The sequence below is a fragment of the Kordia sp. genome (assembly GCF_050633145.1).
In the GTDB taxonomy this organism is placed as follows: domain Bacteria; phylum Bacteroidota; class Bacteroidia; order Flavobacteriales; family Flavobacteriaceae; genus Kordia.
The window spans coordinates 23,525-49,436 of sequence record NZ_JBOEFY010000064.1 but is presented as its reverse complement, the minus strand read 5'-3'; the positions used below and the strand labels follow the sequence as shown (position 1 = coordinate 49,436).

24 protein-coding genes are annotated in these 25,912 nt (G+C 31.8%); 7 read left to right on the top strand and 17 right to left on the bottom strand.

Features of this window, described 5'->3' with window-relative positions; translation table 11 throughout:
* Positions 1–36 precede the first annotated feature (36 nt).
* Genes ACRBBL_RS23660 through ACRBBL_RS23645 form a run of 4 tightly spaced genes read right to left on the bottom strand, consistent with a single transcriptional unit; the run spans position 37 to position 4,257 of the window.
* Positions 37–777 carry an acyltransferase gene (locus ACRBBL_RS23660; RefSeq protein ID WP_431371575.1) on the bottom strand — a complete coding sequence of 247 codons (741 nt, stop codon included), beginning with the start codon at positions 775–777 and terminating at the stop codon, positions 37–39.
* The gene (locus ACRBBL_RS23655; protein ID WP_431371574.1) at positions 774–2,261 is read right to left on the bottom strand and encodes an O-antigen translocase; all 1,488 of its coding nucleotides are present in this window, start codon (positions 2,259–2,261) and stop codon (positions 774–776) included. The genes ACRBBL_RS23660 and ACRBBL_RS23655 overlap by 4 nt, the downstream gene beginning before the upstream one ends.
* Positions 2,262–2,278: 17 nt before the next feature.
* Positions 2,279–3,388, bottom strand: a complete 1,110-nt coding sequence (locus ACRBBL_RS23650; RefSeq protein WP_431371573.1) for a DegT/DnrJ/EryC1/StrS family aminotransferase — start codon at positions 3,386–3,388, stop codon at positions 2,279–2,281.
* Positions 3,385–4,257 (bottom strand): GNAT family N-acetyltransferase, encoded by an 873-nt coding sequence (locus tag ACRBBL_RS23645; RefSeq protein WP_431371572.1) that lies wholly within the window; start codon positions 4,255–4,257, stop codon positions 3,385–3,387. The genes ACRBBL_RS23650 and ACRBBL_RS23645 overlap by 4 nt, the downstream gene beginning before the upstream one ends.
* Before the next feature lie 404 nt (positions 4,258–4,661).
* Here ACRBBL_RS23645 and ACRBBL_RS23640 point away from each other — a divergent pair, with 404 nt between their 5' ends.
* Both ACRBBL_RS23640 and ACRBBL_RS23635 read left to right on the top strand, forming a co-directional pair.
* Positions 4,662–5,321 (top strand): hypothetical protein, encoded by a 660-nt coding sequence (locus ACRBBL_RS23640; RefSeq protein WP_431371571.1) that lies wholly within the window; start codon positions 4,662–4,664, stop codon positions 5,319–5,321.
* Positions 5,322–5,400: 79 nt separating this feature from the next.
* Entirely contained in the window at positions 5,401–6,009 is a 609-nt protein-coding gene (locus tag ACRBBL_RS23635; protein WP_431371570.1) for a hypothetical protein, read from the top strand.
* A gap of 12 nt (positions 6,010–6,021) precedes the next feature.
* Here ACRBBL_RS23635 and ACRBBL_RS23630 read toward each other — a convergent pair whose 3' ends face one another.
* From ACRBBL_RS23630 to typA, 6 genes are all read right to left on the bottom strand, one after another.
* The gene (locus ACRBBL_RS23630; RefSeq protein WP_431371569.1) at positions 6,022–7,497 is read right to left on the bottom strand and encodes a sulfatase-like hydrolase/transferase; all 1,476 of its coding nucleotides are present in this window, start codon (positions 7,495–7,497) and stop codon (positions 6,022–6,024) included.
* The gene (locus tag ACRBBL_RS23625; protein ID WP_431371568.1) at positions 7,494–8,879 is read right to left on the bottom strand and encodes a class I SAM-dependent methyltransferase; all 1,386 of its coding nucleotides are present in this window, start codon (positions 8,877–8,879) and stop codon (positions 7,494–7,496) included. Before ACRBBL_RS23625 ends, ACRBBL_RS23630 begins: the two co-directional genes overlap by 4 nt.
* Positions 8,869–9,081, bottom strand: a complete 213-nt coding sequence (locus ACRBBL_RS23620) for a hypothetical protein (protein ID WP_431371567.1) — start codon at positions 9,079–9,081, stop codon at positions 8,869–8,871. Before ACRBBL_RS23620 ends, ACRBBL_RS23625 begins: the two co-directional genes overlap by 11 nt.
* 118 nt (positions 9,082–9,199) lie before the next feature.
* A complete protein-coding gene (locus tag ACRBBL_RS23615) occupies positions 9,200–9,622 on the bottom strand; it encodes a hypothetical protein (protein ID WP_431371566.1) in 423 nt (140 codons plus the stop codon).
* A gap of 96 nt (positions 9,623–9,718) precedes the next feature.
* On the bottom strand, positions 9,719–9,958 hold the full coding sequence (locus tag ACRBBL_RS23610) for a uroporphyrinogen decarboxylase (RefSeq protein ID WP_431371565.1): 240 nt from the start codon (positions 9,956–9,958) through the stop codon (positions 9,719–9,721).
* 165 nt (positions 9,959–10,123) lie between these two features.
* Entirely contained in the window at positions 10,124–11,923 is a 1,800-nt protein-coding gene (typA, locus tag ACRBBL_RS23605; protein WP_431371564.1) for a translational GTPase TypA, read from the bottom strand.
* Positions 11,924–12,344: 421 nt separating this feature from the next.
* Here typA and ACRBBL_RS23600 point away from each other — a divergent pair, with 421 nt between their 5' ends.
* The 4 genes from ACRBBL_RS23600 to kdsA are packed head-to-tail and all read left to right on the top strand — an operon-like array spanning position 12,345 to position 16,701.
* The gene (locus tag ACRBBL_RS23600) at positions 12,345–14,003 is read left to right on the top strand and encodes a hypothetical protein (protein ID WP_431371563.1); all 1,659 of its coding nucleotides are present in this window, start codon (positions 12,345–12,347) and stop codon (positions 14,001–14,003) included.
* 29 nt (positions 14,004–14,032) lie between these two features.
* On the top strand, positions 14,033–14,665 hold the full coding sequence (locus ACRBBL_RS23595; protein ID WP_431371562.1) for an ATP-binding cassette domain-containing protein: 633 nt from the start codon (positions 14,033–14,035) through the stop codon (positions 14,663–14,665).
* The gene (locus ACRBBL_RS23590; protein WP_431371561.1) at positions 14,662–15,855 is read left to right on the top strand and encodes a hypothetical protein; all 1,194 of its coding nucleotides are present in this window, start codon (positions 14,662–14,664) and stop codon (positions 15,853–15,855) included. The genes ACRBBL_RS23595 and ACRBBL_RS23590 overlap by 4 nt, the downstream gene beginning before the upstream one ends.
* A gap of 27 nt (positions 15,856–15,882) precedes the next feature.
* Entirely contained in the window at positions 15,883–16,701 is an 819-nt protein-coding gene (gene kdsA, locus ACRBBL_RS23585; RefSeq protein ID WP_431371560.1) for a 3-deoxy-8-phosphooctulonate synthase, read from the top strand.
* Positions 16,702–16,903: 202 nt separating this feature from the next.
* Here the strand turns inward: kdsA and ACRBBL_RS23580 are convergent, their stop codons facing one another.
* The 7 genes from ACRBBL_RS23580 to ACRBBL_RS23550 form a co-directional block, all read right to left on the bottom strand.
* The gene (locus ACRBBL_RS23580; protein WP_431371559.1) at positions 16,904–17,251 is read right to left on the bottom strand and encodes a DUF1801 domain-containing protein; all 348 of its coding nucleotides are present in this window, start codon (positions 17,249–17,251) and stop codon (positions 16,904–16,906) included.
* Between the two features lie 27 nt (positions 17,252–17,278).
* Entirely contained in the window at positions 17,279–18,271 is a 993-nt protein-coding gene (locus ACRBBL_RS23575) for a hypothetical protein (RefSeq protein ID WP_431371558.1), read from the bottom strand.
* Positions 18,272–18,434: 163 nt separating this feature from the next.
* Positions 18,435–18,728 carry a class I lanthipeptide gene (locus ACRBBL_RS23570; protein WP_431371557.1) on the bottom strand — a complete coding sequence of 98 codons (294 nt, stop codon included), beginning with the start codon at positions 18,726–18,728 and terminating at the stop codon, positions 18,435–18,437.
* Between the two features lie 99 nt (positions 18,729–18,827).
* Complete coding sequence (locus ACRBBL_RS23565; RefSeq protein WP_431371556.1) at positions 18,828–20,633, bottom strand: tetratricopeptide repeat protein; 1,806 nt, start codon at positions 20,631–20,633, stop codon at positions 18,828–18,830.
* Positions 20,634–20,752: 119 nt separating this feature from the next.
* The gene (locus tag ACRBBL_RS23560; protein ID WP_431371555.1) at positions 20,753–22,495 is read right to left on the bottom strand and encodes a helix-turn-helix domain-containing protein; all 1,743 of its coding nucleotides are present in this window, start codon (positions 22,493–22,495) and stop codon (positions 20,753–20,755) included.
* A 244-nt stretch (positions 22,496–22,739) separates the two neighbouring features.
* Positions 22,740–22,928 carry a hypothetical protein gene (locus ACRBBL_RS23555; RefSeq protein ID WP_431371554.1) on the bottom strand — a complete coding sequence of 63 codons (189 nt, stop codon included), beginning with the start codon at positions 22,926–22,928 and terminating at the stop codon, positions 22,740–22,742.
* A gap of 210 nt (positions 22,929–23,138) precedes the next feature.
* Positions 23,139–24,896, bottom strand: coding sequence for a helix-turn-helix domain-containing protein (locus ACRBBL_RS23550; RefSeq protein ID WP_431371553.1), 1,758 nt, complete (start codon positions 24,894–24,896; stop codon positions 23,139–23,141).
* A gap of 173 nt (positions 24,897–25,069) precedes the next feature.
* On the opposite strand from ACRBBL_RS23550, the gene ACRBBL_RS23545 reads away from it, so the two are divergent.
* The gene (locus tag ACRBBL_RS23545) at positions 25,070–25,852 is read left to right on the top strand and encodes a transglutaminase domain-containing protein (protein ID WP_431371552.1); all 783 of its coding nucleotides are present in this window, start codon (positions 25,070–25,072) and stop codon (positions 25,850–25,852) included.
* The last annotated feature ends 60 nt before the right edge of the window (positions 25,853–25,912 follow it).

Below are 25,912 nucleotides of genomic sequence, written 5' to 3'. Positions count from 1 at the left end.
TAAACTCTTCAACTTATAAACTCATAAACTAAAAAATTACCAAATAATTTTATACTTCTTCAGCATTTCTTTTTCGCCATCCCAATCGCGGTTGTAGTTGTTTTTGATGAGTTTTGCAGGAACACCGCCAATTAATATATTACTTCCTAAATCTCTGTAATCTTTGTTTACGACTGAGTTGGAAGCAATGACGCAATTTTCAGGAGTTCTCGTACCTGGCATTATAGAAATTCTGTTGGAAAATGCATTGTATTTTGCCAAATGCACAGGATTTGTCATTGGATAGTATTCGCCAGTTTCCGTATTCATCATCGGGTGAAAGTTTGAATCTGTGAGTTGTGATTCGTAGCCAATTCCGACCCAATCACTTAAAATAACTTCTTCTTTACAGATGAGTTTTACGTTTGAACCTAAGCAAGACATATAGCCAAATTCGCAGTACGCGCCTTCTCCGACATGTACAAAACAATCAATTCCGATATGTGCATTTCCTTTAAAAACGAGTTTCCCCAACACTGAAAGTTCTGCGATTCTTTTGGAACGTGTTGGCAATTCAAACTTCTGTCCAAAACCTATCATTCCTTTTTTTATTTCTGGAACATCTAAAATAATTTCACCACTGATGTTTGAAAATTTCACCGAACCATAGAAGAATACAGGTAGCTTTTTCGCAATGTGAAACGGAAATTTTTTGTAGTTAAAGTAAATTGTTTTTATCCAGTTTACTGCAAAATAAAACCTCCATATACTTCGTATTTTATTAAAAATCCGTCTCATGATCGTTTTGAAAGCTTATTTTTTATCAACTGTTTGATGTTCATTTTTTTCTGCAATTGCGAATATGTAAAGATATAAGAAAGTAGCATTACTACAATCATTCCGCCATATTTGAGATAATTACTTTCTATAAATGTACACGCAAACGCCATTCCGCTCAATAAAACACATTGAATAAAGAGTTTGTAAAAGCTGTTTTGAAACTGTAAACCATAAAATATTTTTGTAATTATCAGCAGACTTACAAAGTGAATTATATAGTACATCAATACGCTGATTCCCAAACCTGTCAATCCGTAAAAATAGTAGCCAGTAGCGTTCATTCCTAACATTAAAATATTGAAACAGATAGACGTTTTTACAAATATTCTGGAATCACCTTTTGCTAAAATTACATAGCCAACTGACCAAGAAACTGCTTTGAAAGCCATTCCCAAAACACCCCAAGAGATCAATCCTAAAATGACTAGAAATTCTTTAGAGTATAATATTTTCACCACTAATGGCGCTGCTATAAAAAATGTTGTAATGATTGGTGTGATGAGTAAAATGGCGATTGTCGCTTGATTTCTTACCGCAATTTGCACTTTTGCATTATCTGTATGAATGGCAGATAATCGTGGAAAATAATCGGTTCCCATGGCGTTAAAAACCATTCCAACATACGCGTTTATGATTAAAAATCCTGCTGTGTAATATCCTACTTCGTCCAATCCGCCAATATATCTGATGTAAATTTGCAGTGCATAGGTTGCCGATAACGTAATGATTCCCGTCACACTCAACACCAAACCTAAGTGCAGCATGTCTTTTCCTTTGTGATATGCTTCTTTGACTCCTAATGAAATGCGTTGAATTTTGAGCGTATTTACAAAATACCAAAAGAATAGAAAGATCACGACTGCCGTAATAATGATTGTGGGAACAATTGCTTCAATTCCGTAGATATAATATAATGGAACGGACACAATCAATCCGACTGTACTTCCTAAAACATTGGCGACTGCTAGTTTTTTGAGTGCTTGCGTTCCTTGTAAAACGGCAATTTTCCCATTGGTTAATTGCATAAAAAAGATGGCGATGGCCAACCAAATAAATTCAAAAGTATAGTCTGTATTTCCAAAGGTTAATTGACTTAATAATGCAGAAAATATGATGGTAAAAACTGCGCCAATAATCGCTGTAATGGCAATAAACTTTTGCAGAATACTTACAGTTTCTACAATTGCTTTTTCATCTTTTGAAGCATGTACATGTGCCAATTCTTTTACAGCACTTGTGTCTAAACCAAGTTTTGCAATTTCGCTTACCACCTGAATTGTACTATTGAACAATCCAATAATTCCCATTCCAACTCCACCTAATAGAATCGCTACAATTTTCACACGAATGATCGAAATCAGAATCTTAAAAACCTGTACACCACCAAATAACGATGTTGCTTTTAAGATATGTGTGTATGAAAATTGCTCCTTTTCTGCCATAAATGCATGGGGAATTGCTACTGGTTTTTATAGTTGTTTAGTACTGAAATAACTTTTGTGACTTCATCCATTTCTAAAATTGGACTTATAGGCAAACTGACACATTCGTCATGTATTTTTTCTGTGATCGGGAAATGCAAATGACTCCACTCTTTGTATGCTTCTTGCTTGTGTGGCGGAATTTCGTAATGAATTAATGTTCCGATTTCGTTTTTTGTTAAATATGCACGTAACGCTGCTCTGTCACTAGTTCGAATCACAAATTGATGAAACACATGAGAAGTATCATTTTGATATGTTGGCAATATAATTAATGGATTTTTGATTTCGTTTAAATAGCGTAATGCAACTTGCCTTCTCGCTTCATTATCTGCATCTAAATGTGGTAATTTCACTCTTAAAAAAGCGGCTTGAATTTCATCCAAACGATTGTTCACTCCTTTGTACTGATTTACATATTTTGACGAACTTCCGTAGTTGCGCAGTTTTGTTACGATTTCCGCTAGTTCATCATCATTTGTTGTGACTGCTCCAGCTTCACCCAATGCGCCTAAGTTTTTGGTTGGATAGAAACTAAATCCTGCTGCATCACTTAAATTTCCTGCACTCTTTCCTTCCGTATTTTTCGCGCCATGTGCCTGTGCAGCATCTTCCATAACAAGCAAATTTAGTTTTTTTGCAATGCGTTGGACGTCACTCATATCAGTCAATTGCCCGTATAAATGTACAACTAGAATCGCTCTCGTTCTCCAAGTAATTGCTGCTTCTATTTCCGAAGCATCTATATTGAATGTTTCTATATTCGGCTCTACCAAGACAGGTTTTAATTCTGCTTTTGTGATTCCTAAAATACTTGCAATGTATGTGTTAGCTGGCACAATAACTTCGTCACCTTCTTCTAGCTTCCCTAAGATTTTATACGCTTCCAAAATCAACGTTAGTGCGTCTAATCCGTTGCTGACACCAATACAATGTTTTGTTCCGCAATAGGCAGCATATTCCTTTTCAAACGCTTTTACATTATTTCCCAACACGTAATATCCTGAATCGAGGAACTTCTTGAATTCTTCTTGAAATTCCGCTTCAAATCGTGCGTTGAGTGTATGTAAATCTAGAAATTTTATCATATAAAAATCGTGTCAAGTTTGTGCTGTTGTTGCACATCTATTTCATAGAAATCTTGCGTAATCGTTCTTGCGCCAAAACCTTCTTTCCAATAGTGCAAACCGCCGTTTATGTTTTTCCCTTGATTTTCGTTTGAAATTCCGAAGTCAAAATACATTTTATCCTGAAATACTTCATCTAGCAAATACAGATGCAAAAAGTCTAAACTTCCTAAATTATTTTTGTCTTCATTTCCAGAAATGTATTGCGAATGCGCTACAAATTCTGTTTCAAAAATCGTTGTTCCAGCTACAATCACATTGTCTTTATACACATTGAATTGTCGAATTTTATTTGGAAAATGATTCTTCAATTTTTGAATTTCCGCTAAAGAATGTACTGGTTTCGCTGCGTGTTTTCGTTCTAAATTCGGAATTAATATCTCGTTCCAGAATTCATCAAATGTATTGACTTCTTTGATCACTAAACCATGTTTGACGGCTCTTTTTTTTCCTGCGATTCTGTCTTTTGAGATTTTTGGTCTGTGTTGCATATTTACCACCGAAAGTGCATCTCTTCGTGCTAATCTCGCTTCTAGAATAAAAAATAAATACTTTAATTCATCTGTTGGAAGCGGACTGTAAATTGATGGCAACAACTTCACTTGCACTTTTTGAATCTCGTTTTCTTTTAAATAGTCCAAGATCACTTTAAGACATGCAGCCACATCTTTTAGCTTCAGATTCTCATTTATAACCAATCCGCCATACGTCAATCCTTGATGCGAATAAAGTACGTTTTCCCGTTGATTTGCAGGAAATACAGCTACTAACTTATCCTTTTTGTAAAGTAACAAGGAATGATCTTTGAAACGATCTTGATGATAGTCCATAAAGTCGCGATAGAACAAAAATGTACTATTCTTTGCCGCTGAGACAAAGTTGTCCCAAAGCAATTTCGATTCACTTGTATATTTGGTTAGTGTATAAATTAGGTTTGGTTTAGAAAAAGTGAATTTACTAATTTTAACGTGAGTTTGGTAGTTGTAGTGTGGAAAAATGTAATTTAGTTACCATTCTAATTAGGTTTAAGCTTTATCAAATGTTGATTGAAATCAAAATCTTCAATTTTTACGCTTATTTATTCCTTTATAAATAGCATTATGAATTGCAGTAATTTTGTTATTTTCATTTTCAAGTAAACATAGGCTAGTTATAATTACTTTATAGGTATACTTCTCAAGTTATTACATGTAACATAGAATATTTATATTGCAAATTATTCACAAAACAAAGAATGCACATAACCGACATTTTAAACACAAAATTACTCCAAATTGGCTCTACACTGCGCTTAGATAAAGAATCAAATGAAATTGGTAAGCAAATTGCTTACCAAGGCGTTGAAGATAGATCTATGGAAATTATTCGCGTTCGTGAAGAAAAAGAAATTTGGGTTTCTTTTCAATGTCAAGGCGTTTTTTTACCAAGTCTCTATTCTTCTGACATAGAAGAAATAATCAACATCATTTTTAAGTTTTTAGAGTTGAAAATTAGTCTAAAATATTTTTTTAACAATTATAATAAGTCACCAATAGACATTTCGGATTTGATTGATGACAAAGAAATTTTACTTGAATTGTCTTGGTTTAAATTTACACAACCATCACAAACTGATTATATGGAACCAAAAGAATGGTTACTTATTAAACAATTTTCAAAAAGCATTCAATCCATTGCAAAAACTAAAAAACTATTTCCTGACAGAAGTATGTATCGCTTGTGTTTTTATTCTAACAAAAAAAACAACTTAGAAGATTTTCCTTGTATATGGGTTTCCAAAAAAGAAGAACCTACACTATTTGGCATTGGTTATTATAATGGACCTCAAATATCTGTTGGATTTGAAAAAGAGATTTTAATTTATTTTGAACAGATTATCCGAAAAATAAATTGATTACTAAATCAAAACAACGTTTCACTCATTGCATATTTTACAATTGAATTTAATTCAATAAATTTAGCAAAAAGATAAGATGAAAAACCTAATAACAGTACTGTTATTGATTTTTGCAGCAACCTGTCAATCACAAAATTCAACTAAAAAGGAAGAATTAAAACCGCCTTTCAAGAATCAAGGTGAACAAGAAAATTATTGGGCTCAGGAGCTTTTTAAAAAGGAATATAAAAAAACTACGTATCAAGTATATACTAAAGATATTAAGAAAATAAGTAGTACAAGTTTCAGTTATAATGACAAAGTTTTTCAAGTTCAAGGAATTCATAAAACTTTAGAATTGATTTTCACCAAAGGAATTTTATACCCTCAGCTTATTAGCGGATATACAACTCAACCAAAAAAATCAGCCAAAGAATTGGATTCACTCTCATTAGGTCAACGTTATTTGTACGAAATGAATCGTGGAGACAACTTGTTTATTGGTAATCTAAAAGAACTCCGTTTTTTATCAAATTCACCAAAGATAAAACGCTTTCGTTTTTGGTTAAGCAGACCCAAAACAGCAAATCCTCAAGTATATTTGTTTGAGTTAACGTATGAAAAAGCTACGGAAAAAACTACGCTCAAAGAGTTTATTGAGAATTGCAAACTTACTTTTTTTAAAGCTGGTTGGATTGTAATTTGAGTTTAAAACTTATTAATCAACCTCTTTAAACACTACATTTCCATCCGAATCAATATATTCATAAACATCACTTAAAATTCCGTTTGTGATCAACGAATGACTTGTATCTTCTTGCTTGTTTTGCAGTAATGCTTCATTGTCTCCTAAATAGGCAAAAACCGTTCTAAAAAGATTGACAGGTGTTTTGAGTTGCACATCATAACTTGGCACAGCATTGTTTGGCCATTTGATTGCTAATGCCGCAGAAAATGCTGAATACACTATTTTTTCATCGGTTTGTTTTTGAAAGAGTGCTTTGGTATAATCCAATCCTACGTAACCACCATGATCAGCTGCGATAATTATAAGACTGTTTGGATCATTTTTTATGATGAGTTCCGTGATTTCTTTTAGCCAATCGTTTGCATATTTTAGTTGTCGGAGATAGTTTTTACGTTCAATTTCTTTTCCTTTGGATGCACTTTTGAAAGTTGAAATATGTCCAGGTACAATTTTCTCAATGAAATAGAAACTGCGTTTTCCTTGCTGTTTTTTGATGGTTTCCACTAAAGGCTGAAGTAACTTTTTTCGTTTTCCGAAAGCGCCAATTCCAAACCAAGGAACTTCTTCCATGTCAAAATTGCAATAGTCATATTTTATTTCTGGTCGATTCAATAGTAAATACGGATTTTCCATGAATAGAAACGTCTTGTATTCGTTGTTCTTTAAAGTTTCTATCACTGGATTCTCTCCTGCAATGACTTCTCTAGCACCAAATAATTGTTCGCCTTTGTAGTGATGATTCATGGAAAACATAGAACCATTCGACAATACTGTAGATGTGTAATTGCTTCGGAAATTCTTATATAATTTGAAACCACTATTTTTTAAATATGATTCAAATTCGCCATTCTGAAAGTTGTACGGATCTTTTGCCAATTCATTAAAATTTGCATATCCATCTGGCTGAATGACATATATATTTGGAAATGTTTTAAATTTTGTTTGAACTATTTCTTCTGGATAGTTTCGCCATTCATCTGAATCAAAAAACGCTCCATATAGTGTTGGGATCATCGTAACAAAAGCAGCAGATGCCATGATGAATTGTAATACTATGATTTTTTTGTATTGCTTTCTGAGTACAATCGCGAGAAGCGCACAAACAATGACAACTCCTAGAATAATCTTCTTATTTTGAAAACTGTAAATTCTTCCCACAAAGAAAAATCCGAAAAACATTGCATTTAAAACAGGTAATAAATATTGCTTGAATTTGTTTAGAAATTTGAGTCGTTTTACCAATTCCCAAGAAAGTAAAAAAACAACTAAAGGAAATACAATGTACGTACTGAAAATAACCAAAAACTGAAATCCCGAATTGACCAACATAAAGTTAGAAGCAAATACATATGTGAACGCATATAAACTTGCCGCAAGCGCAAAAATGATTGGATAGTCTTTAGAACTTGCTACAAATTTTTCTATGTTCTTTTTAAGTGTACTCACGATTTTTTGTTCTTAAATAGATATAAAACGCGTTCGGAATCTTGAATGTTTGTTTTGGCGACTAATTCGAAATGTTCGGAATATATTTTTTCAAAATTCTCTAGATTGTAATGTCCAAATTGATCTTTGAATTCCGCTTTTGCATTGAGTAAACGCGTTGCATACGAATCGGCTCGTTTTGGGAATTCAATGATGAGGTTTTTGGAGAACGATGCAAAGAATGCTGCTGAGTTTTCAAAAGGCACATTTCCTGTTAGTGATAAATGATGAATCAACGCCAATGCTAAGGTTGCATCTGGTATAAATTCTTGCACACGCTGAATAAACGAGAAACGTTCTGTGTTTTGAAAACCAATTGCCGCTGATGGATTTAGCAAATCGATCACAAAAGGCAACATGTTTTGTTCTTTATTTTTTTTGACCGAATAATGATTTTGATCTACTGCATTGTTGTCAATATCTCCAACCAATGCAACCTCAATATCACTTGTGATTTGACGAACAAACGTACCATCATTTCCTCCAACATCAATGACTGATTTGGCTTGTATATTTTGAATCCAATCGTTGATGATGGTTGATTTTTGCTGAAAAGCCGTATCAGAATAGTTTGTTTTCTGATAGTAATTTCCCCATTCCGATTGTTCTTTGAGTTGTAATTTTTTGATGTAATTGTATAGACTATCAATAATATTGAACAAGCCTTTTTTAGATAGTGAAGCTTGCTTGCTTTCTTTTACATTTTCTTCTTGATGCTTGTTTTCATATTTAGCCAATAAGTGAATGTTGGTGTATAAAAACGGATTTAATTTTGTTTTCCCTGGCAATAAAGAAGCTATCAATTTTAACGGAATTCCATCAATGAAGTTTGACATTGTTTTTAGAAATTCGGCTCCGTGATATTTTGCCACCACTAACGGACCTAAAAAGTGCGTTATGAATTGTTTGTACGCACGCCAAGGTGTATTTTCAGCATAAAAATCTAGCGAAAGCGTATCAATAAAGATTGCACTTCCTTTGTGAAAAGCGATGTTATATGCAGTTGCATCTTTTAATGAAAAGTTGTGTTGCAATGCATATTTTTGCAGTTTTAGCGTATGTAACGCGGCTTCTTTGTATTGCTGAAAACTCCATTCGTACGGATAGGTGATAAACGGAATTTGCTCAGGCTGAATACAGATTTGCGTTGCAGAGTTTTCTATTTCTTCATGCGGAATCAACAGTTTGTGCTGAAATGCTTTTTGAAAGAATCCGGATGTTTTTAGCGCTTCGTATTGCGGAAAATAACTTGGGAATATGATTCTTTTTATGATATTGTTCTCAACATATACATGTCCGCTTGGATCGCGATATGAGGAAGCATGTCGTGAATTATTTGTCATCTTTCGATGCGTTTTCTATCGTAGAATCATCAATATTTATATCGTCAAACACTTCTCCTTCAGAAGTGTTTTTATGCAATCCGAAGATGCTTTTTATTTTATGAGTGATACTTTTATAAAATAGCGCGATTCCAGCAACAGCTGCTACAAGTGCTTGTATCAACATCGCTCCTAATCCTGCATCAAAGTAAAGAAATTGCATAGTTTGATATTTCGGTAAATATATAAAAATTTACTCGATAATTGAGATTTTAATAATCTGAGACTAACCTTAAAATTTTACCGTGATAATATTGATAAGACTTACCTCTTTTAGCAAGTTAGTTGTTGATTTGAATTTCTGTTCGTAAGGTTATTTTACCAACATTGATTTGTTGAGTAGGCTTTAAACTTATGACTTCACCATTTTCCCAAACAATATACCTGTCTTTATAGTATGTTTTTTTACCAGATGCCAAATGTTCGTATGTGTAAATTACTTTGTATTGTATTCCTTTTCTTTTTTCTTTTGAGAAATCACTACGTAGCTTTTTACCTTTTACATTTTTCGATTTTATTTCGACGTAGAATTTATATTCTTTATCAGATTTGAGCATGATTGTGTTTTCTTTCAATTGAAAACTAACGTCATCTAACAATTCTGAACTTTTAACAATACGTATTGATGGATTTTCCACATCATTAGAACTTGTAAAAGCAAATAGAAAATTACAAATTAGCAGTAGGCAAACTAGTTTTTTCATGTTCATAGCGTAGCTTTTTTTGGTATAATTAGTTCTAAAACTATGATACTATTTTGTATAATCAAAGTGACTGATAAGACTTTAACACTTTATTACTTATGCTTTTGACCTTGTTAAATGATATATATTGATTCCGAAGATTGCTAAATTAGTAATGATTATAGGCAAACCGACTCTTAAACTAGGTATCATAAAACCATATAATACAAATAGTAAACATCCAACTCCGTTGATCATTCGTAGTTTTCTTAAATCTTTCATTGTGAATGATATTAATACTGCGAGTGACGCTAAATATCCTACCCATTCTAATGCTGTTATTCCTAGTATTTCCATATTTCTGGTGTTGGGTTATGGGTTTTGGGGATTTGTGAATCTTTTCAACTTTTAGTTTAAATACATAAACTCCCTAACTCATAAACTTTTAAACTTATTTCTGTAAATCAAAAAAAAGGTTTCACTGCGTAACAATGAAACCTTTTGTATGATGTAAATCTTATTTTAGATTGTTTTGTTACGCTTTCTTTCTACTTCCGTTAGGAATACTTTTCGTAAACGTAAGAAGTTTGGCGTTACTTCAACATATTCATCTTTTTGAATGTATTCTAATGCTTCTTCTAAAGAGAATTTGATTGCAGGAACAATTTTTGCTTTGTCATCTGCTCCTGAAGAACGTACGTTTGATAGTTTTTTCGTTTTTGTAACGTTTACTGTCATGTCGTCTCTACGAGAGTTTTCTCCAATTACTTGTCCTTCATAAATATCTTCTCCTGGATCAACAAAGAATTTCCCTCTGTCTTGTAATTTATCAATAGAATATGGAATTGCAGTTCCTTTTTCCATAGATACCAACGAACCGTTTTGACGTTCTGGAATTCCACCACGTAATGGTTGGTATTCTTTATATCTGTGCGCCATGATTGCTTCTCCAGCTGTAGCTGTTAACAATTGGTTACGCAATCCGATGATTCCTCTTGATGGAATTAAGAATTCGCATACCATACGCTCTCCTTTTGCTTCCATGCTTAGCATTTCACCTTTACGAAGTGTTACCATTTCGATTGCTTTTCCAGATACATGTTCTGGTAAATCGATTGTTAACTCTTCTATTGGCTCACATTTTACACCATCAATTTCTTTGATGATTACTTGTGGCTGACCAATTTGCAATTCGTATCCTTCTCTACGCATTGTTTCAATTAGTACTGATAAGTGTAATACACCTCTACCAAATACAATGAATTTATCTGCGCTATCTGTTTCGTTTACACGTAAAGCTAAGTTTTTCTCTAGCTCTTTCATTAAACGATCTTTGATATGACGTGATGTTACAAACTTTCCATCTTTTCCGAAGAAAGGTGAATCGTTAATTGTAAACAACATACTCATTGTAGGCTCATCAATAGCGATTGTTTTTAATCCTTCAGGGTTTTCTAAATCGGCAATTGTATCTCCAATTTCAAATCCTTCCAAACCAACAATTGCACAAATGTCTCCAACCTGAACTTCCGTTGTTTTCTTTCTTCCAAGTCCTTCAAATGTGAACAACTCTTTTATTCTTGTTTTGATGATTGACTTATCACGCTTCACTAAAGCAACTTGCATTCCTTCTTTTAATGATCCTCTTTGTAAACGACCAATAGCGATACGTCCTGTAAATGAAGAGTAATCTAAAGATGTGATTAGCATTTGCGTGCTTCCTTCTTCAAATTCTGGTGATGGAATGTGCTCCATTACCATATCTAATAAAGGCTCAATGTTTTCAGTTTCATTTTTCCAATCGTCAGACATCCAGTTGTTCTTAGCAGAACCATATACTGCTGGAAAATCTAACTGCCATTCTTCTGCTCCTAATTCGAACATTAGATCAAATACTTTTTCATGTACTTCATCTGGCGTACAGTTTTCTTTGTCAACCTTATTGATAACTACACAAGGTTTTAGACCTAAATCAATCGCTTTTTGTAATACAAAACGCGTTTGTGGCATTGGCCCTTCAAAAGCATCTACTAAAAGTAAAACTCCATCAGCCATATTTAATACACGCTCTACTTCTCCTCCGAAATCGGCGTGACCAGGTGTATCAATGATGTTGATTTTTGTTCCTTTGTAGTTTACAGATACATTTTTAGAGGTAATCGTAATTCCACGCTCACGTTCTAAATCGTTGTTATCAAGAATTAAATCTCCTGTATTTTCATTTTCACGAAATAGTTGACAGTGATACATTATCTTATCAACCAACGTTGTTTTCCCGTGATCTACGTGTGCAATAATTGCAATATTTTTAATTGAAGCCATTTTACCTCTTATTTTTAAGCGTGCAAATGTACTGTTTATTTACTAGAGAAAAGAATTTTAGTTAATTTTTAGGTTAAATTACTATTAATTAACATTTTAAGAAATTTCACAACTGTTTTTTATACTGCTAAAATGATGTTTTGGAGTTCTTGTACTGTTGTTTTACATTTTTGCAACAATTTGATTTGACTTTGTTTAACCTTTCAATCGCAGCCAATTGTAGTGTTTTTCTTTTTTTATTGAATTTTTGTCAAATATGTGTAACATTTTCGACTTGATTCAGTCTTAATATATGTAGCTAACGTAAATATCAATATTTTTATCGTGTTTTTTATTTTAAAAGATATAGATATTGTTAAATTTGCACTCCTCCACTGAAATAATAATATTAATAATATAAACCTTTAAGACTTCATTTAATATGAAAAAAATTTTATGCCTGTTCGCAATTGCCCTTATGATGGTGAGTTGTGGAACAACAAGCTCTGAAGCATCTTACATTCCTAAAGATGCAACTGGAGTAATGTACATCAATCTTGGATCTCTTTCTAAAAAGAGTGATGATGTTGATTTTAAAAGCTTAAGCATCAGTAAAATGATGGAAGAGAGCGCTCCAAGGGAAATCAAAGAATTTATGAATACGCAGATGACTGCCGAAAACATGAAAGCTACTTTCCGTAATGAATTCATTTTAGGATTCATGACTGTTGAACGTATGTCTCCTTCAGGAGGATTAATTATCCCTATTAAAGATGCTGCTTCTTTCCAAAAAATGATTCAGCCAATACTTGACAAGGCTTCTAGGCTTGAAAAGCAAGAAAATGTAGGGAAAGGAAAAGCGTTTACTGTGTATTCTAGCAGAGAAATGGCTATTGGTTGGAATGATAAAACTGCTTTAATTATTGGTGCGAAAAATTTTGCTGGGCAAGAATTAATCGATTTAACAAATTTAGATGCTTCAAAAAGTATTACAGCTACTAATTACTTTAGTGACTTTTTTGATGGTAGCAAAGATATGGGACTTCATATTACTTCTACTCCAATGAGCTCAGTTGCTAGTGCATTCCTTACTAATTTTAAAGCAGACATCGATTTAGAGAATAACAACTTTATGTATCATACTAATTTTGAAGATGATCGTTTATATACATCTGCAAAACTTAAAATGAATGATGATATTAAGTCTCTTATTGGTTATAAGTCGTGGATGTCTTCAAGTTATGATGCTTCTTTATTGGACATGATGCCTAAAGACGTTGCTATGTTAATGAAACTTTCTATTGATCCTACAGCAATGTATAAGCATATTGAAAGCCTTCAAGACAACGCAGTATTACCAGAAATGATTAGAGCTCAAATTAAAATGGGTGTTACTGGTATGAACAGCCAAATGAAAAGCATGATGGGAATGACAATGGAAGAAGCTTCAGGTATTTTTGAAGGTACTATGATGCTTGGTGTTACAGAAGGTACTATTGTAAAAGATAGTATATCTAGATATAATTATAATACTGGTGAATACGAATCTAAAGAAATTGAAAGAAAGATACCTAATATCTATGCTGCAATTTCTATTAAAGATCAGGCGAAGTTTGACACTATGCTAGGGCTAATCATGCAAATGGAAAGACCAATGGCTACGAAAGGAAAAGATTACTATCAATTAGAAAAAGATCTTTTTGTAGTTGTTAAGAATAGTGCACTTTTCATCACAAATAACGGAAGTAAAGCTGATGAGATATTCAATAATGGAAAGTTAGGATCTAACCTTTCAAACTTTGAGCACAAAAATAAATTAGACAACTCTATGTATACATATGTAAGTACTAACTTTACTAAAATGTATGGAGAAATAATTTCTTCTATGTATCCTTATGGTAGTTACTCAGGACGTGGTGGTCTAGATTTTGACGCTATAGGTCAGATTTATGGCCAGTATTTTGGAGACGGTCATGTAACTATGAATACTAATGGAATGGAAATGTATTCATACACTAAAGGAGAAGGAAACTCACTAGTTCGTATGATTATGTATACTGACGCAGTATTTAAGGAAGCTACAAAAATGATGCATTACTAATACTTGGGTTATCCAAGATTACTTATAGAGTGACTATACAAATACAAGAAATAATTCCAACATACTTTACTCCAACTTCGTCTGAAGTTTGGAGTAAAGTTTTTTATATGGAATCGGGTGAGAAGTATTTGGTAAAAGCTGCTTCTGGTAGTGGGAAAAGTTCTTTTTTCAATTTTTTATACGGTTTAAATAATAAATTCACTGGAAGCATACAGTTCGATTCAAAAGATATTGCATCGTATACTGAACCTGAATGGACACAATTGCGACGCGAAAAAATTTCGATTGTTTTTCAAGGATTACGTTTGTTTCCTGAATTGACTGCAATGGAGAATATTCAGTTGAAAAACCAATTGACAAACCATAAGACAGAAGCGGAAATTTTAGCTTATATGAAACGCCTGGATGTAGATGATTTAGCGCATAAAGTAGCCGAAACTTTATCGTACGGACAGCAACAACGTGTTGCCATTGTACGTGCTTTGTGCCAACCGTTTGAATTGTTATTGTTAGATGAACCTTTTAGCCATATTGACGATGTGCGAATTGGAAACGCAACCGCACTTATCTTAGAAGAAGTAGCAGAACGAAACGCTACATTGGTTATTGCCAGTTTAGGGAATTCGTATGATATTAATTATTCAAAAACATTGCTATTGTGATTGGAAACTTGTTACATAAACAGATTCGTTTTTCGCAATTATTGTTTTTTGCGTTGACTTCTAGTTTAGGATTAGGGATTTTATTGGTTGTTTTTCAGCTTTTTATTGATACACAATCACTTTTTAGTTCTTCTAATGATTTATTGAGCAATCAAACTGTTATTATTTCTAAAGCAATAGGTCGTGATAATGCTTTCACAGAAGAAGAAATTCAAACACTTAAACAACAAGAGTTTATAAAAAAAGTTGGTGGTTTCACAAACGGCACATACAGAGTACAAGGAAGTGTTTCTTTATTAGGTTTGGGAGGTATGAGTACCGATATGTTTTTAGAATCTGTTTCCGATCGATTTATTGATGTTCAGGATACCAACTGGAAATGGACACCAGATCAAAGGAGAGTTCCTGTCATTATTCCAAAAAATTATATTGACTTATACAATTATGGATTTGCTCCAGGTGCTGGCTTACCTCAGATTGACCAAAAGCTTATTAGTCAAATTCCTATTACCCTAAAATTGACAGGCGTATCCAAAAGAGAAACATACGATGCTTATATTTTAGCTACTTCAGAGAAAATTAATACGATATTAGTTCCGAAATCATTTCTAGAATATACCAATCAATTACTTAGTCCTAATGAAAAAGTTAATATCTCGCGAGTTATCATGGAAGTTGTTAATCCATCAGATCCGAAATTGCTAGATTTTTTAGAACAGAATAAGTATCAATATTTTCAAAGCGAGTTATTAAGTTCGCGTATTAGTTACTTTTTACAATTAATTTTAACGGTTGTATTAGGTATCGGAATCCTGATTACGATCTTATCTATCACGTTGGTTGTTACCAATATCAACTTACTTATCTTAAAGAACAAACAAACCATTTGCCAGCTATACTTTTTAGGCTTTTCGCGACAGCAAATTGCAAATGTGTACCATAAGTTATCGTATAAAATTTTAGCAGTTTCTATTTGTGTTGCTTTAGTTATTGCGATTAGCTGCAAATTTATTTTAGCTTCACAATTAACAATCTTGCAATCGGAAAGCAGTGCATTTTCAATAGTGTATATTTTTATAGCTGCCATTGTTTTATTCGTAGTACTGGCGTTTTATTATACCAAGCATACTAATAAAAAAATTAAGCAAATGACTGCAATCAATACGAGCTTACTTACTACTGAAATTTAGTGTATCTTTGCAGCAAATTTACAATTTATGCAACTGAATTCTATACCTAAAATCAAACATACTACATCCAATAATTTCTTTTTATTAGCAGGTCCATGCGCCATTGAAAGTGAAGATATGGCATTGCGCATTGCGGAAAAGGTGATTTCTATTACTGATAAATTAGAAATTCCGTATGTGTTTAAGGGAAGCTTTAAGAAAGCCAATCGTAGTCGCATTGATAGTTTTACTGGTATTGGAGACGAAAAGGCGTTAGAAATCCTTAAAAAGGTTTCTGAGACCTTTGACGTACCAACAGTTACTGACATTCATGAAGCTTCAGATGCTACAAAAGCTGCTGCGTATGTAGATGTATTACAGATTCCTGCATTTTTAGTACGTCAAACCGATTTAGTCGTGGCTGCTGCAAAAACAGGAAAGGTCGTAAACTTGAAAAAAGGACAATTTATGAGTCCTGAAAGTATGCAACACGCTGTAAAGAAAGTTCATGATTCTGGAAATGAAAATGCATGGATTACCGATAGAGGAACCATGTTTGGTTACCAAGATATGATTGTAGATTTTCGTGGAATTCCAACAATGAAACAGTTTGCCCCAACAGTATTAGATGTTACACATTCGTTACAACAACCAAATCAATCTAGTGGAGTTACTGGTGGAAGACCAGATATGATTGAAACTATTGCACGTGCTGGCGTTGTAAATAATGTTGACGGATTGTTTATTGAAACACATTTTGATCCTGCAAACGCAAAAAGTGATGGTGCTAATATGCTGCATTTAGATCATTTAGAAAATTTATTGAGTAATTTGGTAAAGATTCGCAAAACGATTACTTCTTTGTAGACTTTAGTTAGACTTGCTTAGACTTCTTAGATTTTTAGATTTTTAGACTTACTTAGACGTTTTAGACTGTCACATTGAGCATTATTGAAATCAAAATATATTTTGATAGAAAATACCTAGCGTAGCTATCGAAATGTAGATTATTACACTAAGTTATACATAGAATTACTTAAAATGTGTACACGCTGAGCTTGTCGAAGCGTTAGTACATACTAGCGGCTTCTTTTATGACATCGAATAAAATTTTGTCATTGATCTCTTGAATGTTTTGGTATCGAAGTGATGCCATCTTCTTTCGCTTTTCAGTCACCAAATGAGAGGTGTGCACTGTGATTTCTCCACCTTTTACAATACCAACATCTACATATTTCTTTTTGTGACTTGCGTTGAGGTAACAAAATGGTTTTCCTTTGTAGTAATAAAACGGAATTCTGTATTTATACTTTAACTCTACTTCTGGAACCACATGTTCCATCAATACTTGTATTTCTAGTAAGATTGATTTGTAAGGCTCTGGTTGTTGTAGTATGTACGTTTCTGCTGGATTCATTTTGAAGCCTAAAGTTAGTATATTTTTCTATTTTAACTTTAGTGAACTTGCAAGCTTTTTGACTTCTTTTAAATTTTCTTTGAAGTCAGATCTAATCATTCCTTGCAGCGTAATGACTTTATCATAATCAACTGCGACCAACATATACATAACAATATTTTGTCCTTTCATACTTCCGTGCACGTCTATTTCATACGATCGAACATCACCTACAACTTTTGTCGATTTATTTTTTATTCCCGATACCTTTAAACCTTTCTCTTCAAGGCTACTTATCAGCCTTTCTGCTGTACTTCGAAGCGTCATACTCCCATCAATGGGTAAGGTACCTACTATAACTATTGGCTCATCGCCATAGGATTCTTTATCTACTCCATCAATAGAATATAATAGCACATTTGCTGCTGCTTTTGCGAATTTGAACTTGGATATATTTTCATCTAGTGTAAATTGTGCTGTTGCTAGTGGATCTATTGTAAAATCTTTATCATAATAAATAGTTTGCAATGCTTTTTTTAATTCAGCTCCTACACTATTGTCAGAAGCTGGAAACATCGCTATTACCATTGCAGAAAATGAATCGTCTCCAAAAACTAAGTTAATCCCTTTCAAATTATTTTCACCTTCTACAACTGCATACTTTGCAGGATATTCGTTTACTTTTAGTTCTTTATATTCATAGACTTTCACGCCACCTGCTTCAAAAGCTTCTTTGCTGTATGTTTTTGCATTTGTATAAAAGCTTCCTCCAACAAGATCAAAAACTTGAATTCCTATATCGCCTTTTTCCAAACCAGACATTGATTTGGATACGTTAAAGCCTTTCGGCGGAATGATAAAAAGGCGCGTTCCTGGAATATTGATATGCTTGCTAGTTTTTTTATTGATTGTGAATTCTTCTTGACTCGCTACCGTTTCTGTATTCTTTTCAGTTTTGTTTTCAGTATTCTTTTTTTTAGAAGTTTCTGAACAAGAAGTTACAAAAACAATCATAGCAACTAGTAGTATTCTTATATTCATAGTGTATATATTGATTCACTTTATGTGTGCAAAAGTATTTGTTTTTGTTACACAGCACTTTACTATTTTTTTACTGTTTGGGCTTTTCCATTTCAGTAGAAACAAAAAAAAGAGCTTACACAAGGCAAACTCTTTTTTAAAACATGCTAGTTTTCTTCAAATGTTAGCATCCTCTTGTATCTAAGCAGTCTACTCTGGTATCAGCTCCGCAAAATTCTGTTATTTTAGATCCAGTATTCGTTGGACGTGTACATTCTGTATCTGTACAGGATAAACAAGTCTGCCCATTGTCTTGTGTTTGACATACGGTAAAAGTTAGACAAACTAAAATATTGTTTGAAATAGGTATTGTATCAGTATTAACCAACGCTCCAGCAACAATATTTTCCATCGCTTCAAAAGATACTACAGTTGTTTTTTGAAATTGGAGTTTAGAGGTGAATTGTTTTTTCTTCATAATCACTAAGGTTTCATAAGTTATCCTCAAATATATATCCACAAATGGAATTTTAGATAATATATATCTAGAAATTCATAAATCCAGAGTATAAAAAAATCACACAACATTCTGACTATCAAGACTTTTAATGTAATACGACGGATACAACCCTGTTTTGTTTTTAAATGCTCTAGAAAATGATTCTGAACGGTTAAAACCAATTTCTCTTGCAATAGAATCAATAGTGTACGATCGAAATTTTTTATCTTCTTTTAAACGTCTAATTGCGTAATTAACTCTTAAATCTGTAATGTATGCTGTAAACGATTTCCCTTTATGTGCATTCACTAATTTTGACAAATAGGACGTATTTGTTTTTAGTTTTTTGGCAACCTCATTCAAACTACTATTTTTACTCAAATACAATTCTTTGGTTTCAAAATTTTGTAGTTTTTTCAAAAGTTTCTCTTTTGTTTCGTCAATAATTTCAACTTCTTTCGCAGGCGTAGCTTCTATCTTTTTTTCTAGCTGTACTACTTCTTTTATAATATGTTCTTCTATACTTTCTTTTTTAGTTTCTGCAATTTGTTCTTTTTCTTCTTCTAATGATTTTAAAATAGCTGTAAACTTTCGCTGGTTTTCTTTTTCTCTTTTTTTATAAAAATAAATGAGCCCAACCACCATTAAAAGAGCTGAGAAGACACTTACATATAATATAGTTCTTGTTTTTTGTGTTTTTTTCTCTGCTAGATTTAATTCTTCTTTTAAGGATTTTAAATCATACTTTTTGATAATGTCCACACTAATACTTCCCTGTCGCTTGTCATTTTTTTTATAAGTTTCACTGGCTTTTTCATAAAATTTCACACTATTTTTAGTATCGCCAATTTCATTGTATGATTTTGCTAATAAAGCATAAGCTTCTTCTAATTTTATAAAATCAAGTTTATGCTTTTGCATTAACGTTTTAGCTTTAAGTAAAATAGCTATAGCATCTTCAAACTTTTTTTCATCATAAAACACTTCTCCTTTTTCAAAATAAATAAGAGGTATTTCTTGAGTTACAGCTTGTATTTCCTCTGCAATCGCTAAAGATTCATCTAACAATTGGTGCGCCTTTTCGTAATTTTTATTTATCCGTTCAATAGTCCCTAAAAAAGAAAGGCTATAAAATTCAGATTTTTTATCATTATTTTTTTGACTAAGTTCTATTGCCTTTTCACAATGTATTCTTGCTTGCTCATAATCTTCTATTCCTATATATCCCTTAATTAAAGCAATATACACACTCGTTTTTAAATTATTTAGTGTCCCGGCAGTGCCATTATTGATGATGATTATTATTTTTTCTAACAATTCAATAGCACCAACATTATCATTCGTTTGAAGTTTTATCAATGCTATGTTATACATAACTGCTAATTCTCGTATTATATTGTCAGTAGTTTTTAACAATTCCATTGCCTTTAAGTTATACTCCATTGCGTCTTCATAATCACCAAATTCATAATGAAATTTTCCTTTATTCATTAACGCTGATAAAATCAAATCCTTGTTTTCAAGCTTAACGGCAATTTTATACAATTTATCTGCATATAATAGTGCCTTTTTAAGATTCATTTTATCGTGATGCCAATGTGCTAATGAATAATTTCCCCAAAATTGAATCAACAAATCTTCTGATGGTAGCATTAGATCATTTATATGTACTAGACATATTGATTCTTTTAACGAATCTTGTTTGTATTGCTGTATAAATAATCGTGTAAATTCTTTAGGTTCTAACTTTTGCAAAGAAGCTTTAAATACTACTTTATCAAACTGAGGAACTGTATCTTGAAACGCCGTTTTTGAAAAAGACTTCTGGCTAAAACACAGAAAGAGAATAAACAGTAAAAAGATAATTCGTTTTTGACGAGGCATGCAATGTTTTATTTGAGTTTTGATATTTTAATGACTAGGTAGTATATCAAAAATAAGGGTTTTCCTGTAATTATAGTAGTGTTTTTGAATACCATTGTGAAATTTCACTATTAAAAAAATTATATTTTTTCAGTAGTGTTCAATTGTTTTATAAAGTATGATGGATACAAACCTGTTTTTGATTTGAATGCTTTGGAAAAAGGTTCCGTACTTTTATATCCTATTTCCGTTGCTATGGCTTCAATAGTGTATGACCTGAATTTTGTATCATTCTTTAAACGATGTATGACATATTGAATTCGTAAATCTCTGATGTAATTACTAAAAGTTTTTTCTTTAAATTTATTCACCGTTTTAGATAAATATTTAGGGTTTGTTTTTAGCTTAGAGGCCACATCCGATAAAGATGTGTTTTTCTTAAGATATAGTTCTTTAGCTTCAAAAGCTTTTAATTTTTCTAAAATTTCCGAAGTTATTTTTTCAGAAATATCATTTGTATTGGTTTTTGATACAGTTAAAGTTTGCACTTCTTTTTTAGGTTCTGCTTCTGAAAGTAATTTTTCAAACTTCTTTTTATTTTGAATTTTCTTGTATTTGTATAAAAGGGCAAAACTAACAATTAATACAATTATTGAAGATAACGCTATATACAACAGTGTACTTTTATTCTTTGATTTTTCTTGTGCAACATTTAACTCTTCTTTGAGTTCCGCTAGATCGTATTTTTTGATGATATCGACATTAATGCTTCCTTGTCGCTTATCATTCTTTTTATAAGCATTATTGGCTTTTTCATAAAATTTTATACTGTTTTTAATATCACCAATTTCATTATATGATTTAGCTAATAAAGCATAAGTTTCTTCCAACTGTATTAAGTCAAGTTTGTTTAGTCGCATTAATGCATTAGCTTTTAGTAAAATATCTATAGCGGCTTTAAACTTTTTTTCTTCATAAAAGACTTTTCCTTTTCTAAAGTAAATAACAGGGATTTCTTGGTTTACGGTTTTTATTTCTTCTGCAATTATCAATGATTCATCTAACCATTGATGTGCTTTTTTATAGTTTTTATTAATCCGTTCAATTGTTCCTAGGAAGGAAAGACCATAAAACTTTGATTTTTTAAAATTATTGCTTCGACTTAGTTCCATTACCTTTTCGCAATTTACTCTGGCCTGCTCATAATCTTCAATTCCTATATACCCTTTGATTAGCGCAATATATGTACTGGTTTTTAAATTATTTAATGTACCAGCAGCACCACTATTGATAATAGCTATCATTTTTTTTAATAATTCAATAGCTCCTAGATTATCATTGGTTTGTAACTTGATCAATGCTATGTTATACGTAATAGCTAATTCTCGTATTATATTATTAGTTTTTTTCAACAGTTCTTCTGCTCTTAAGTTGTATTCCATTGATTCTTCATAATCTCCAAATTCATAATAAAAATTAGCTTTATTGATCAATGAAGATAGAATCAAATCATCGTTTTTTAACTTAATAGCAATTTCATACAATCTATCTGCGTACAAAAGAGATTCTCTGAGGTTCATTTGACTGTGATACAAATGTGCTAATGCATAATTTCCCCAAAATTGAGTCACCAAATCTTCTGATAACAACAAGTTATCTTTTATAAATCCTAAACTTATAGTTGCTTTTAACGAATCTTGCCTGTATTCATTTATGAATAAACGTGAAAACTCTTTGGGCTTTAACTTCTCCAAAGAAGCTTTAAATGCTACTTTATCAAACTGTGCAATTGTATCTTGAAAAGTCGTATTCGAAAAAGACTTCTGGCTAAAACATAGAAAGAGAATAAACAGTAAAAAGACAATACGTTTTTGACGAGGCATGCAATGTTTTATTTGGTTTTTTAAATTATTAACAGGTAGGTAGAAACTCAAAAATAACGGTTTTCCTGTAAATATAGTAGTGTTTACAATGCTAATTTGTATCTAAAATTTTAGTTAGTACATAAACAATATACTTTAAAACTTAATAGAGCTGCAAACAAGTGACATACAAGACTGTTGTAAAATAAAAAAACTCCCAAGAAGTTCTTAGGAGTTTTTGAGAATATTTTTTTTCAGTAATATGTTAGCATCTATCTAAAGTACCTATTAAAGTTACAAAAGTTTTGCAATCTCCATCGATGAGTGTGTCACATTCAACTGTTTGTTGGCAAAGAATAACTGACCCAACTGGATCAACTCCACCTTTTACATTATTTAATTTTGAAACACTTACTTTGTTCACTTCTAATTTCAATTTTCTTTCTTTTTTCATAATGTGTTTTTTTTAAAATTGTTACATTTAGGTATGATGCAGTTTATCTAGAAGGCATCGTTTTGGTATTGATTTAAGCAATATAGTATACACTGCAACATCCTAAATTTTGTTTGCTTTAATGTTGTGTTCAAATATAATAGAAAATAAAATTGAGTGTTAAAATAGCTAGTCGTTATTTATAAATCACGACTATTCAACATTCTTAACTTACTGTTTTTCAACCTCTTTTATAAAGTATGAAGGATACAATCCTGTTTTCACTTTGAATGCTTTTGAGAATGATTCCGACCGTTTGAAGCCAATTTCTTGTGCAATAGCTCCAATGGTAAAGGATCTAAATTTACGATCGTGCGACAATCGTTCTATGGCATAATCGACACGCAAATCGGTAATGTATGCCGTAAATGATTTTTCTTTATGTGTATTTATGACTTTAGAAAGGTAGGTAGTATTGGTCTGTATTTTTTTAGCAACTTCTACTAAAGTACTTTCTTTACTCAGGAATAATTCTTTCGATTCAAATTCTTCTAATTTCTTTAAAATAGCAGCAACCTTAGCATCAATCTTTGGCTTTTCTATGATTGCTTTAATCGATTTTTGATTAGAAACAGCTTCCTGCTTCTGCAACGATTTTACTTCTTGCAACTTTTCTTGTTGGCCTTTTTCTTTTAGCTGCAGCATCAAATTATTAAAAAGCTTCTTATTTTTTAGCTGTTGCTTCTTATTGTAAAGAATTAATCCAATAATTACAAAAAACAAGAATGCTATTCCTATGACATATATATATTTAGTTTGTTCAGACTTTTTTTGCAAAGCATCAATTTCTTTTTTAAGCTTGTTATAAGTGACTTGTGTAATTTTAGAATTTATGATTGCTCTAGTTTTGTCATTCTTAGCATATATATTGCTTGCTTTTTCAAAATATTTAGTGCTTTCTTGAATGTTTTCGAGTGCTAAATATGATTTTGCTAAATACACATACAATTCTTGGATACTCAAAAAATCCACATCATTTCCTTTTAATAACGCTTCACCTTTCAATAATTCGTCAATTGCTTCTTCATATCTTTTTTCAAAAAAATACGTTTTCCCAACATATAATTTTAAAAAAATATCCATAATTTTATCTCCACCAGCTTCATTAATGAATGATTCTGCCTTGTTAAATAAATCATGTGCATCCTTGTAATGACCATTATTGGAAGCAATTTCACCTAAAAAAACATTAAAATACCCTTGAAGTCCAATGTTTTTTATTTGCTTACTTATTTCTAAGCCTAGATTACAATACAAATTAGCATCTTCATATTTTTCTAAATTGATATACGCCTTGGCTAAATTATAGTAAATATGAAGTTTCGTGATTTCTAATCCTTTAGGCTTAGTATTGGAATTTTCAATTTTCTTTAAATATTCAAGACCCAATGCAATAGCACCTAAATTATCATTCGCTTGAATATTAATAAGTATAATGTTACTAGAAGTAGAAAGCTCTCTGTTTAAATTATTTGCTTGCTTGGCTAATTCTAAGGCTATTAAAAAATTATCTAATGCATTTTCGTTGTCTCCAGTTTTAAAAAAGTAAGCAGCTTTTTTATTGTAACCTTGATACAATAAATCTTTATTATCTATTTTAGTAGCTTTCGCTATTGCAATATCATAACTAGCCATTGCTAATTCTTTATTTCCTTTTTTTTCTTGCCAAGTAGCAATTGTTAGGTACGATTCAGCAACTTCATTTTCATTTTTTGAATTTAAAAAATGCCTTTTTATATATGCAATAATAGTAGCTGCTTTTGTAGAATCTAAATCTTTGCTTGCATAAAAATCATTAATCAATTCATTGTATGACTTGTCTTTTAATGACTTTTCAAAGACTTTTATATCTACTTGTGAAGTTGTGTTCTTATCCTGAGCGATTACAGTGATGGTGAAACAATATATAAGTAAGTACGTTATACACATGTTACATCGTTTAAAACGAAATAGTGACATCATATTTGGTTTGTGGTTATAGTTAACGGGAATACTCAAAAATAAAAAAATTAATTACTTGTTGGTATAATCATTGTAATAATTATGTAACATGCATGATTATTATAGTACATATATGTATGATTTTTTAAACGCTTATAGTATTGAAAACGTATTTTATTTTATTTTTATTTATCGTTTGTAGTTCTTTTGCAATATCACAAAATAATTACATAGCTGTCGATAAGGTAGTCGCAACATATCCTTCTTCATTTCAATCTGTGGAAGAATTTGCGCATCGCATTGAAAAAGATTTCACCAAAGATGCCGATAAAGTACGTGCTGCGTATTATTGGATTGCACACCATATTCAATATAACTATAAAATATTAGGCACGGATCAAACTGGTTATCCTACAATTACTATTAATGATTATAGGGATGAGAGTGATTATCGTTATAAATATAAAAAAGTCTATGCTTCGTATGCACTGCAATACAAAGCAGCAGTTTGCGAAGGCTATTCGCAGTTATTATTTTATGTTTGTGAAGAACTTGGTATTAAGGCAACAGTTGTAAAAGGAAATGCCACAACTTCTAGTCATCGCCCTGGAGTAATTCCTAAAAACACTAACCATGCGTGGAATGCCGTATTTTTTAATGACACATGGAATTTGATTGATGTAACTTGGTCTACAGGAAATGAACGCGACAAACCGACTCATGTTAATTTTAAAGATACTTACTTCTGTATTGCGCCAGAAAAAATGATTTTAAATCACTTTCCTAAAGATTCTAGATGGCAATTATTGAAGACTAAAATGAGCAAAAAAACTTTTTTTTCGCAACCTACTGTATACAGTCCTTATTTAAGTATTGATATTGCTTTAAATAAAAAAATAAAAGGACTAATTAAAGGAAAAATAAACGACTTTATCACCTTATGATTTACACGAATTGATACTACAAGAAAATATTACTATGCCTTTTCTAACGATCAGCATTCT